The following is a 12,058-nucleotide window of genomic DNA, read 5'->3' on the forward strand; positions in this document are numbered from 1 at the left end:
CCGACGCGTCATGCGGGAGTACAACGTCAGCGGCATCCCGATCGTCGACACGCCCCGCCGCTCCATCCTCGAGGCCGAGGCCGAGCGGTCGGAGATCGGTAAGTCGAAGCTGCTGGGCATCCTGACGCGGCGCGACCTGAAGTGGCAGGACGACGACAACCGAGCCGTCGGCGAGATCATGACACAGGGCAAACTCGTCACCGCCCCGCCCGAGACCAACCTGAAGGACGCCAGCCGCATCCTGCACGAATCGAAAGTCGAGAAGCTCCTGCTCGTCGACGACGACGGCCGACTCGCCGGCCTGATCACGATGCGCGACGTCGACAAGCTCCACCAGTCGCCCCACGCCTGCAAAGACGATCGCGGCCGACTTCGCGTCGGCGCAGCCGTCGGTGTCGGGCAGCTGGAACGCGTAGCAGGGCTGGTCGAGGCAGGCGTCGACGTCGTCTGCGTCGACACCGCCCACGGCCACAGCGAGAACGTGCTCAAGACGGTTCGCGCCGTGAAGGACGCCCACGACATCGACGTCGTCGCTGGCAACGTCGCGACGGCCGAGGGTGCGAAAGACCTCATCGACGCCGGTGCGGACGCGGTGAAGGTCGGCATTGGGCCGGGCTCGATCTGCACGACGCGCGTCGTGACGGGCGTCGGCGTCCCGCAGATCACGGCGATCCTGAACGCGATCGGCACGGCGGGCGAGGTGCCGGTCATCGCCGACGGCGGCATCCGCATGTCGGGCGACATCACCAAGGCCCTGGCGGCCGGGGCGTCGTGCTGCATGCTCGGCAGCCTCTTCGCGGGGCTCGACGAGTCGCCGGGCGAGCTCATCATCCACGCCGGTCGTCGCTACAAGACGTACCGCGGCATGGGCAGCCTCGGAGCGATGGTCAAGGGCTCGGCCGATCGGTACGGGCAGAAGTCGACCTCGCCAGGCGGCAAGCTCGTGCCGGAAGGCGTCGAGGGCCGAATCCCCTACCGTGGGCCGCTGCGCGACTTCGTCTACCAGCTCGTCGGCGGCGTACGAGCCGGTATGGGTTACTGCGGCACGCCGACGATCGACGAGTTACGTCGCGACGCTCGCTTCTGTCGGATCTCGTCGGCCGGCATGGTCGAGAGCCATCCGCACGATCTGCAGATCACGCAGGAGTCGCCGAACTACACGATCGATACGGCCGGGCGGTGACGGGAACGCTGGTTTCCTTTGGCCAATGACAACGGCCCGCTCCGGAAGGAGCGGGCCGTTGCGTTGGATTGATCCCGGCGTTTCGGCCGGTGGTTGTTGCAGGACTTAGAGCTCGTCGTCGCTGAACAGCGAGTCTGCCGGAGCGGCGACCGACTGACCGAAGTTGGCACGCAGGATGCCGAAGTCGGCCAGGTTGACCGAACCGTCCAGGTTGAAGTCGGCGCTCAGGAAGCCATCGACAGGCGTGCCGCCGAAGTTGGAACGCAGGATGCCGAAGTCGGCCAGGTTCACGCTGCGGCTGCGATCGGCGTCGCCGGCGAGGAAGAAGTCCTCGATGAACGGCGACGAGACAAGCGTGGCACCGCCAGAGTTGGCAACGCCGGCCGTGTCCAGCGAGAACTCGTAGTTGCCGTTGGTCAGCAGGCTGCCCTGGACCAGCGGAACCAGCGAGAACGTCGCCGTGTTCGTCAGCATGTCGAACCCGACGGTCGCCGTCGTGCTGTCAATCTGCGTGTTGGTCGTCTGGTTCGTGACGATCAGGTCCGCACCCGTCAGGCTGGCCGAGACGTCCTGGTCGAACTCGAAGACGACTTCGAGGAAGGCCGCGTCGTACGACGAGGTGACCACTTCCGGCGGAGCGGCCGAGAGTTCGACGGCACCGATGTCGACGAAGTCGTCGACGACCATCGGATCATCGAACACGCGATCGAACGGAGCACCACGCTGGTCGAAGACAAGCGCGATGTCGTCCAGGCTCTCGTCGGCAGGCGTGTCCGGATCGTCACCGGCAACGTTGTCCGGACCCGGATTAACCGCCAGTGCCGGGGCACCGTTGTCAATCGCGTCGCTGCCCGGCAGCGGCAGGTGGTTCTGGGTGAAGCCACCGTTGGTCGCCAGCGGAGCCAGCGCCGGCGAGTCGGTCGCGAAGCCGGCCGGCGTTGCCGGGGTGAGCTCATCACCATCGAAGTCGAAGGTGATGTCGGTCCCGAGGATGGTGTTGCTTGCCGTCTCACCGACACCGAACGTCGAGCCACCAGGCAGGGCAGCGGTCGTGCCGAAGTTGGCCGGCTCCTGGACCTGCGGGGTCAGCGGATCGCCGTCGTCGTCCGTGAAGCCGGTGTTGCCGGCGAGGAACGAGTTGACGATGGTGAAGCTGCTGGCGTCGTCCAGGAACGTGTCGGTTGGCTGGATGACGATCGCCGAGTCCAAGCCGTCGTTGAAGACGACCGTCGACTGGGTGATGCTGATGGCAAAGGCCGGATCGACCGTTGCACCGGTGTCGCCGAACGCGCTGAAGCTCATGCCGGCGCGAGCGTCGGAGGTGTTGCCGGAGAACGTCGACTGGACGATCGTGACGTTGTAGACGTCAGCACCGAAGCCGACGGCAGGGTCGGTCGTGCTGATCTGGACTTCCAGGGCACCGCCGAAGCCGTAGTCGGGGCCGAACGTGTCGGGATCGACGGGGGCTGTCTGGTTGACGGCGCTGTTGCCGCTGAACTCAGAGTTGGTGATAAGCAGCTCGGTGTCTGCAGCCCAAAGGCCACCACCGGAACCGCCATCGCCCACCGCACCGAGCACTTCGTTATCAACGAATCGCGTGTTGTCGAAGCTGACGCTGCCGCTGTCGGCCAGAACGCCACCGCCGAGCGACGATGCCGTGTTGTTCGAGATGGTGGTGCCCGTCACAACAAGCCCGAGGTCACCGATCGGATCTCGCCCGAACTGCGACGTCGCACTAAGCGAGGTGTCACGCTCAAGCCCGATCGAGGTATCGCGTACGCCGCGTGCCTCAAGATCGACGAAGTCATTCCGGTTCTCGGAAGTCGTTACCGTGGCCAGAGGACCGGCAGGGGTGACCGGGGCAGGATTTGCCGAGGGGCCCATGCGTGCCGGCAGCGGAGCGTCCAGGCCGAAGTAGATGAACCCGCCGCCGAACGTAGCGGTGTTGTCATCGAACGTGCTGCCGTCGACGATGATCTGGCCCGTGAAGAACTCGCCACCTTCTGGCCCGTCAACCGGGTCGAGGTAGGCACCGCCGCCGCTGGTGGTCACCGTGTTGCCCGTCAGCGTTACGTTCGTCAGCGTCGCAGGGGCGGCCTGGATCATGAACCCGCCGCCGAAGTTGGCGTTGTTGCCCGTGATCACGGCGTCCGTGACTGTCGTCTGCGTGAACGCGCGGATCGCGCCGCCGCCGCCTGCACCGCTCGGGTTCTCAGCGGCCAGGTTGTTCGTGTACGTGCCGCCGTTGATCGTCAGCGTGCCGGCACTGCCGAAGATGGCACCACCGCTCGAGCCCGAGTCCGGGTCGGAGGCGACGTTGCCCGTCGCCGTCACGTCATTGAGCGTGGTGTTGCCGATGCTGATGACCGCACCGCCGTCACCGGCCTCGTTGTCGATGAACGACGTGCCGTTGGCGACGAACGTCGCCAGGTTCTCGACGAAGACCGAGCCGCCCGAGCCACGCGTCGGGTTGAGCGGGTCGGTCAGATCAGCGGCGATGTTGCCGTTGGTGAGCACCAGGCCGTTGAGCGTCAGGCTCGAGACCAGGTCGGCCATGCCGTCGTCGGTCGTGTCGCCGTCGATGCCGAAGTGCCGGCTGGCGTCGTTGGCGTCGAGGGTCACGCCCGCTGCCGAGTCGGTGATCGTCAGGTCGCTGGCGGCGAAGTCGGTGCCGATGATGATCTGGCCCTCAGCGAGCGTGATCGTCTGCGGCGTGGCGAAGACCGTCGGATCGAAGACGATCTCGTCGGCGCCCGGCGAGGCCTCGGCCTCCAGGACCGCTTCGCGAAGCGTGGTCAGGCCGTCCAGCTCGTCGGTCACGTCCGAGATCGTGTCGACGGTGAACGTGGCCAGAAGACGGCGGGTCTCGAGGTTCTCGATCAGCCGATTACGGGTTGCCTTGCGGCGAGTAGGGGTCGTTTGACGCATCGATTCAGCCCTTCGGAACTAAGTCCGGGTATTTGGTGGTGAAACTTACAAACAGATGGTGCGTGGACGTATGTGTCCGCGGCGAATGCACCCACCATGGGCACTTCTTCCCGCAACACATGAACGACGGACGCACCGGGCCGCCAGGAGGGCAATACCTCGGCAGCGCACCATCGCCGACCCTCGCACGAGCGAAGGCCTTATAATGTTCGCAACGTTAATCGTCCGGGCGCAGAAGGCCAACGAAAATTGATCGGGCACGCCCAACCCGACCCTCGGACCGGCGATTTCGGGCCGCAACACCGGCTTCGGACTCGCAGTTGGCACAACTTTCCCAGCTTTCACGCCCGTCGAAATTGGCTCAGCGGCGCAGGAGACACGTCTCGTAAGACGTGGGGCAGGCTGACGTGCTGGGTGAACTCGCGTCGCATCGACACACGTTGACATTTGTGGCTTGGAGTGATGCCGAACGTTCGACGCGCCCGCTGACGCGGGGGCTACGTCGCACGCGAGGTGCTGTGCACCTCAATCATCTGACTGCAGTCCGAGCTCTTTGACCTTCTTGTTCAGCGTGTTGCGGTTGATGCCCAGGAAGTCGGCGGCACGCGTCTTCACGCCGCCGCACTTGGACAACGCACGCTCGATCAACGCACCTTCGACCGCATCGATCGCGACACTGTGGATGTGCCCCTCGTCGGCTTCGGTCCCGGAAACGGCGACCTCCGCAAGCCGACGCGACAGCTGGTCGACCGTCGCTTCGCTGGTCGCTCCGCCGGCACTTCGGCCCTGCTGGGCGAACATTCGGACGCTCAGTGGCAGCAGCTCCTCCTTAAAGTCGTCCGTCGCACTCAGCACGACCGCCCTCTCGACGGCGTTCTCCAGCTCGCGAACGTTGCCGGGCCACGGGTACCGCGTCAGCAGCGTCAACAGATCGCGGCTGATGCGACGCAGGTTCCGGTTGTTCTCGCGATTGAACCGCTCCAAGAAGTGGTCCAGCAAGGCTGGGATGTCCTCGCGCCGATTGCGCAGCGGCGGGAGGAAAACGCTGACGACGTTCAGCCGGTAGAACAGGTCCTCGCGAAAGTTCTCCTGCGCCACCTCTTCCTGAAGGTCGACGTTGGTGGCGGCGATCACGCGGACGTCGACCTTGACGGTCTCCGTGTCGCCGACGCGTTCGAACTCGCGTTCCTGGAGGACGCGGAGCAGCTTCACCTGCAGCTGCGGCTCCATGGTTCCGATCTCGTCGAGGAAAATCGTCCCACCGTCCGCCGCCTCGAATCGGCCGATCTTGTCACGGATCGCGCCCGTGAAGCTTCCCTTCACGTGACCGAAGAGCTCGGATTCCAGCAGTGTGCCGGTCAGGGCACCGCAGTTCACACGGATGAACGGTTTGTCGTTTCGGGGCGAGTTGTAGTGGATCGCCTTGGCGATCATCTCCTTACCGGTGCCGGTTTCTCCCAGGATCAGCACGGTCGCCCGGCTGGTCGCGACCTGGCCGACGGTCGCGAATACCTCGTTCATGGCGGGCGAATCGCCGATGACGTTCTCGAACTTGAACCGGCCGCGCAGGTCGTGGCGGAGCCGCTGGTTTTCCTCGATCAGCTCCTCCTTTTGCCGCAGGACCATGCGGTTGATCTGGATCGCCTGGGCCAGCAGCGCGGCGACGATCTCGAGGAACTCGGCGTCGTCGTTCAGCTCGGCATCGCTCCGATGCGACAGGTCGACCGCCAACGCGCCAACCGGTCGATCGTCGACGCGGATCGGCACACAGATGAAGCTGACCTGATCGCTCGATCCGCCCTCGACGTCGTTGAGGTTGAGCCGACTTGTCCGGTTTAGGAAGTCGGGCTCGTTGCGAATGTCGGGAACGATGCGCGGCCTGCCGGTCGCGACCACGTTGCCGGTCACACCTTCGCCGAGGCTGAATCGGTTTTTTCGGATGTCGTCGCCCGAAAGTCCGACGGCGGCTTCGGTCCGCAGTTCGCCGGTGGCTTCGTCGAGGACGACCAGCGTGCCACGCCGCAGGCCCAGCCGGTCGCTGATAGCCATCATCATGGCCTTGAAGGCGTCGCTGAGCTCCAGCGTGCTCGACATGATCCGCCCGAGGTCGGCCAGGGTCCGCTTTTCCGTTGCCGGCCGATCGCCACCGACGACGGCCGAGCCGGAAGCCGGGTCTTCCTCCGTCGAGCGTTGCGGTTCTCTCATGCACACAAAGTAAGCGGCCGACCTGCCCGTTGCACGCGCAAACAATTCGAGCCGTTGACACACTGCCCGCCGACTAGGCAGGCTCACCACTATGCCAACCGCCGTCGTAACCGGAGCCAACCGCGGAATCGGACTCGAGTTCACCCGTCAGCTCCTGCTCGACGGCTACACCGTTTTCGCCGCTTGCCGAAAGCCCGAAGACGCTGCCGAGCTGCAGCAGCTCGCCGAGTCGTCCGACGGGCGTTGCCGCGTCGTACCGCTCGACGTGGCTGACGAGCAAAGCTGCCGTGCCCTGCCGGATCACGTCGACAGAGCCGTCGATCTCCTGATCAACAACGCCGGCGTGCACGGGCCGAAGGAACTCGACCAGCAGCAGCTCGGCGGGATCGTCAGCCAGGACGCACAGCACGTGTTCGCCGTCAACGTCGTCGGGCCGATGCTCGTGACGCAAGCGCTGCTCGATCGTCTCGGCAGCGGCTCGAAAGTGCTGATGCTCAGCAGCGGCCTGGGCTCAATCGCCTGTATCCGAGCCGGTCGCCCGATGGTCTACGCGGCGAGCAAGGCGGCGCTCAACATGCTGTCGCGCGGCTTCGGCATGGACCTGGTCGACCGGGGCATCACGTGCGTGGCGATCCAACCGGGCTGGGTCCGCACCGACATGGGCGGGCCGGACGCGGACATCTCCGTCGAGGAGTCCGTCACCGCCATGCTCGCGACCGTCAAGACGCTCGGGCCAGCCGACGCCGGTCGATTCATCGGCCTGGATGGTGCCGATTTTCCCTGGTAATCGACCGGTTTCGGCCTGCAATCAGAGACCCGCAGCCTGCTTGAGGGCTTCGGCCTTGTCGGTCTTCTCCCAGCTGAATCCACCCTCGGCATCTGGCTCTCGGCCAAAGTGGCCGTGGCGGGCGGTGCGGTGGAAGATCGGCTTGAGCAGACCCAGCTCGGCGATCAGACCCTTGGGCGTCAGCTTGAAGTGCTCGCGAATCAGGTCGCTGATCTTGGCCTCGTCGATCTTGGCTGTGCCGAAGGTCGTGACGTTGACGCTGACCGGGTGCGCGACGCCGATCGCGTAGGCGAGCTGAACCTCGCACTGGTCTGCAAGTCCTGCGGCCACAACGTTTTTCGCGACGTAGCGGGCGAGATAAGCCGCGCTGCGATCGACCTTGCTGGGGTCCTTGCCGCTGAACGCCCCGCCGCCATGCCGGCCTCTGCCGCCGTAGGTGTCGACGATGATCTTGCGACCCGTCAGGCCCGCGTCCCCGTGCGGCCCGCCGATGACGAAGATGCCCGTCGGGTTGATGTGGTATGTGACCGCGTCCTTCCCCTTGGGCAGGTATTTTTCAGGGATACACGGCAAAATCGCCTTCTCGATCAGCTCCTGCTTCGCCGCATCGGTGATCACGCCGGCCTCGACGACGGACTCGTCGTGCTGGGTGCTGACGACGACCGTGTCGACGCGGAGCGGCTGATTGTGCTCGTCGTACTCGACGGTGACCTGGCTCTTGGAGTCGGGCCGAAGCCACGTCATTTCACCGTTTTTCCTGAGTTCTGCGAGCTTCTCGACGATGCGGTGGCTCAGGTGAATCGGCAGCGGCATAAGCGCGTCGGTCTCCCGGCACGCGTAGCCGAACATGAGACCCTGGTCGCCCGCGCCCTGCTCCTCGGTGTCCTTGCCCTCGGCATTGTCCACGCCGCGAGCGATGTCGGCCGACTGCTCGTGGACGGCCGTGAGCACACCACAGGAGTCGCAATCGAATCGCATGGCGGGGTCCGTGTAGCCGATTTCGCGGATCGTCTCGCGTGCGATCTCGAGCATGTCCACGTAGACCTTGCTCCTAACCTCCCCAGCCAGAACGACTTGGCCGGTGGTCACCAGCGTCTCGACAGCACACCGGACGTCGGCGACGTTCTCGCCCTTGTTGATCGTCTCGGTCAGCAACGCGTCCAGAATGGCATCGCTGATCTGGTCGGCCACCTTGTCCGGGTGACCCATGCTCACGCTTTCGCTGGTGAACAGGTAGTGATTTTCGGGAAGGTCGACGTTGGAATTCGCGGGCACGGCAGCTCCTAGCGCATGGGCGGCTTGAGGGGAAATGAGGGTCGCCAGCGTATGCATTGACGCCGGCGATGCCACCGATGCACGACGTGGCCCACGTGGAGCGCGGACGCCGCCGGCAAAAATGCTTTGGTTTTCAAGGAAAAATCAACAAAACAGCGCAGCCGCGGGCTTACCGCCCGCGGTCCGCTCGTTCGGTGCCGCCATATCACGCTGGTTGAACGGCGGGCTGTAAGCCCACGGCTACCGAGCTGGCTCAGTTCAGTTCCGCGTCGCTCGCGCTCGCTCCAGCTGCCGTCTCTGCCTCCTGCTCGGGCGTTGCCATCCGCACCTGCGGCAGCGGGCCCAGCGGGACCTTCGGCTTCGCTAACTCGTTGCGGGACAAGATCGCAGGGCCCGGCACGATGCCCAGCCGGACCAGACCGGCAGCGACCTCGTTGTCGGAGGGCTCGATCCGGTACGCCTGCGTCAGCATCTCCTCGGCGGCGATGTCCTGGCGAATGCTCTCCAGGTACAGGCCGAAGCTCTTGGCCACAAACAAGTCGCGCTTGTCGAGCCGGCGGGCCGACTGGAACGCCGCGATCGCCGAGTCGGGCTGGCCGGCGTTGGCGAAGGCTTTGGCGACGATCAGCTTCTTCTCGACGTCTCCCGAGCTCTGCGAGTCGAGCGTCGCCGTCATCGTGCCGTCGGCGTCGATGAGCGCCAGCGTCCGCGCGTATTCGTCGATAATCAGCTCGCGGTACGGCTTGTCGGCTCGGCCGCGGGCCGTCATTACTCGGGTATCCAGGGCGGTCCGGAAAGATGCCAAGGCAGCCTTGTTGTTACCCGCCGCCAACCGCGTTTGACCTAGGTGTGTGTGCGCCTTGTAGTCGCGCGGGTTGTTGGCGACGTGCTCGGAAAAAATCTCGGCCGCGGTCTCATAGTCGCCCTCGTTGAGCGCGATGCGACCCATCGATCGCTCGGTGGTCGAGAACGTGATGGCCGAGGTGCACCCACCGGCAAGCAATGCAGCAGCAGCAACCCCGGCGGCGGCCGAGATGAGACGGAAGTTCAAGAAAGGCATGGCGGCTACCTCCTGTAGCGTGGAGTCGGCGACGGACCTCGTGTCCACCGCGGCGACAGGCAATGCCGCCGCCGAAACTTTAATGTCACGAGCCCGCGACGCAAGCCCGGCAGGCGTCCGCTCCTTCCATGACGACGCTCGACCCCGAGATTCCCGCCAAATCCGCCCGAAGTCGATGGACGACGGCGATCAAGTGGGCCGTCGCGATCGTCGTCCTCACGTTCGTCACCCTCGCCGTTCGCCGGCAGCTGGGGGACGCCGACTTCTCCGGGCTGACGGTTCGGCCGATGTGGCTCGTCGCAGCCGTGCTCTCGCTTCCACAGATGTACTTCGCGATCGCGCTCAGTGAGCGGTCGCTTGTCGACACGCTCGCGCAGAAGCGACTGACACTCGCCGAGCTTCTGCCGGCCGCGTGGATTCCGATGCTCGGCAAGTTCGTCCCCGGCAAAGTCGCCGCCGCGGGAACGGCCGTCGTGCTGCTCAAACGGCTCGGCGTCCCGGCGACCACGGCCGTCGGCGTCTTCCTGCTGCTGGACGCGATGCCACTCATGACCGGCACGCTCCTCGGCGGGGGCCTGCTCGTCGACCCGGCCCTCCGCGAGCAATTCCCGGCGGCACCGTGGCTGCTGGTTGGCCTGATCGTCGTCGGCCTCGTCGCACTCAGCCCGCCCGTCTTCAGCCGACTCGCCAACGGCACGCTTCGTCTGCTCCGGCGACCGCCGCTGCCGAGGGTGCCCGGGCCGCGGGACTACGTCGTGCCGCTGGTGATGTCGCTGGTGCAATGGCTCTTCAACGGCCTGGCCGTCTGGTGTGCGGCGATGGCGTTTCTCCCCGAGGCCGACATTGCCGCCCTGCCGCAGACGATCTGCGTGACAGCGCTGGTGATGTGCCTCAGCTACTTCGGCGCGCTCGTCACCCCCAGCGGCCTGGGCGTCCGCGAAGGGGTGTTTATTCCCTTGCTCACGCTTCTCGTCGGCTTGCCTGCAGCCACAGCGACGGCGGTCTTCATGCGACTGAACCACACGATGGTGGAACTCGTGTTGAGTTCCATTGGGCTCGTGATGCTGCGGGGGTCGTTGGTTGAAACGCAAAGGCACAAAGAGGCAAAGGACCGCAAAGCAGAGGATGAAGTGGATCGTGAAAAAGCCTCGCCCTCACTCTGAACTTTGCGGCTCATTGCCTCTTTGAGCCTTTGCGTTTCCCGAACAGCTCTACTCTGGCGGTCATGCCACTCGTCAACGAGAACTTCCTCAACCTCCAAGCCGGGTATCTCTTTCCGGAGATCGCCCGGCGCGTGCGCGAGCATCAGGCGGCCAACCCGGAGGCGAAGCTCATCAAGCTCGGCATTGGCGACGTCACCGAGCCGCTTGCGCCGGCGGTGGCCGAGGCGATGAAGAAGGCCGTCGACGAGATGACGACCCACGTCGGCTTCCGCGGCTACGGCCCCGGCGAGGGGTACGAGTTCCTCCGCCACGCCATCGCCGAGAACGACTTTCGCACCCGCGGCTGCGACGTGGCCGATGACGAGGTCTTCATCAGCGACGGCTCCAAGTGCGACGCCGCCAACTTTCTCGACGTGCTCGGCCCGGGCAACACGATCGCGGTCACCGACCCGGTCTATCCGGTCTACGTCGACACCAACGTCATGGCCGGCAACGCCACCAAAGCCGGAGACGACGGCCGCTACGGCGGGCTGGTCTACCTCGAAGCGGGCGAGGCCAACGGCTTTGCGCCCGAGCTGCCGAGCGAGCGGGTGGACGTGATCTACCTCTGTTTCCCGAACAACCCGACGGGTGCGGTCGCGAGCCGTGAGACGCTGACCAAGTGGGTCGCCTACGCCCGCGAGCACGGCAGCGTGATCCTCTTCGACGCCGCGTACGAGGGCTTCATCCGCGACCCGGCCATCCCGCACAGCATCTACGAGATCGAGGGTGCCCGCGAGTGTGCCGTCGAGTTCCGCAGCTTCAGCAAGACGGCCGGTTTCACTGGGACGCGGTGTGCGTTCACGGTGGTGCCCAAGTCGCTGCAGGGCCGGACGAAAGCGGGCGAATCGATCGCGATGCACGGCCTGTGGAGCCGTCGGCAGAACACGAAGTTCAACGGCGTCGGCTACGTCGTCCAGCGCGGCGCGGAAGCCGCGTACAGCGAGGCCGGCAAACAGCAGATCGCAGGTCTGGTCGACGGCTACATGGCCAACGCCGACCTCATCAAGACCGGCCTCGAGTCCGCCGGCCTGACCGTTTTCGGCGGTGACAACGCTCCGTACGCCTGGGTGAAATGCCCCGCCGGCGTCACGTCCTGGGACATGTTCGACAAGCTGCTCCAGGAGGCCGGCGTCGTCTGCACGCCCGGCAGTGGCTTTGGCCAATGTGGCGAAGGCTACTTCCGACTCAGCGCGTTCAACAGTCGAGCGAACGTCGAAGAGGCGATCGCCCGTGTGAAATCGGCGCTCGCATGAATCGCGTGTCGCTCGCGTCTCTGTGATGAAGCCGGTCGTCAGAGAGCAGCTTCGGTTGAAAGACCTGTCACGGTCGACCATCGCTACGGTCGACGGTGCACCCGCGCCAGGAGCGAGTCGAGCCGGAGGTGCTGGCGCGGTGGAAAGAGAAGCAGGAGAAGC

8 protein-coding genes are annotated in these 12,058 nt (G+C 65.4%); 4 read left to right on the top strand and 4 right to left on the bottom strand.

Annotated elements, in window-relative coordinates; translation table 11 throughout:
* A partial coding sequence (locus tag AAGI46_11410; GenBank protein MEM1012813.1) for an IMP dehydrogenase occupies positions 1–1,183 on the top strand: 1,183 nt, incomplete at its 5' end.
* Positions 1,184–1,288: 105 nt separating this feature from the next.
* Here AAGI46_11410 and AAGI46_11415 read toward each other — a convergent pair.
* On the bottom strand, positions 1,289–4,111 hold the full coding sequence (locus AAGI46_11415; protein MEM1012814.1) for a choice-of-anchor Q domain-containing protein: 2,823 nt from the start codon (positions 4,109–4,111) through the stop codon (positions 1,289–1,291).
* A gap of 525 nt (positions 4,112–4,636) precedes the next feature.
* A complete protein-coding gene (locus AAGI46_11420; protein ID MEM1012815.1) occupies positions 4,637–6,316 on the bottom strand; it encodes a sigma 54-interacting transcriptional regulator in 1,680 nt (559 codons plus the stop codon).
* Between the two features lie 91 nt (positions 6,317–6,407).
* On the opposite strand from AAGI46_11420, the gene AAGI46_11425 reads away from it, so the two are divergent.
* A complete protein-coding gene (locus tag AAGI46_11425) occupies positions 6,408–7,103 on the top strand; it encodes an SDR family oxidoreductase (protein ID MEM1012816.1) in 696 nt (231 codons plus the stop codon).
* A 21-nt stretch (positions 7,104–7,124) separates the two neighbouring features.
* Here AAGI46_11425 and metK read toward each other — a convergent pair whose 3' ends face one another.
* Positions 7,125–8,378, bottom strand: a complete 1,254-nt coding sequence (metK, locus tag AAGI46_11430; protein MEM1012817.1) for a methionine adenosyltransferase — start codon at positions 8,376–8,378, stop codon at positions 7,125–7,127.
* A 253-nt stretch (positions 8,379–8,631) separates the two neighbouring features.
* Positions 8,632–9,438, bottom strand: coding sequence for a tetratricopeptide repeat protein (locus AAGI46_11435; protein MEM1012818.1), 807 nt, complete (start codon positions 9,436–9,438; stop codon positions 8,632–8,634).
* A gap of 128 nt (positions 9,439–9,566) precedes the next feature.
* Here AAGI46_11435 and AAGI46_11440 point away from each other — a divergent pair, with 128 nt between their 5' ends.
* Both AAGI46_11440 and AAGI46_11445 read left to right on the top strand, forming a co-directional pair.
* A complete protein-coding gene (locus AAGI46_11440; GenBank protein ID MEM1012819.1) occupies positions 9,567–10,601 on the top strand; it encodes a lysylphosphatidylglycerol synthase domain-containing protein in 1,035 nt (344 codons plus the stop codon).
* 62 nt (positions 10,602–10,663) lie between these two features.
* The gene (locus AAGI46_11445) at positions 10,664–11,896 is read left to right on the top strand and encodes an LL-diaminopimelate aminotransferase (GenBank protein MEM1012820.1); all 1,233 of its coding nucleotides are present in this window, start codon (positions 10,664–10,666) and stop codon (positions 11,894–11,896) included.
* The last annotated feature ends 162 nt before the right edge of the window (positions 11,897–12,058 follow it).

It is taken from the genome of Planctomycetota bacterium (assembly GCA_038746835.1).
Lineage (GTDB): Bacteria > Planctomycetota > Phycisphaerae > Tepidisphaerales > Tepidisphaeraceae > JBCDKH01.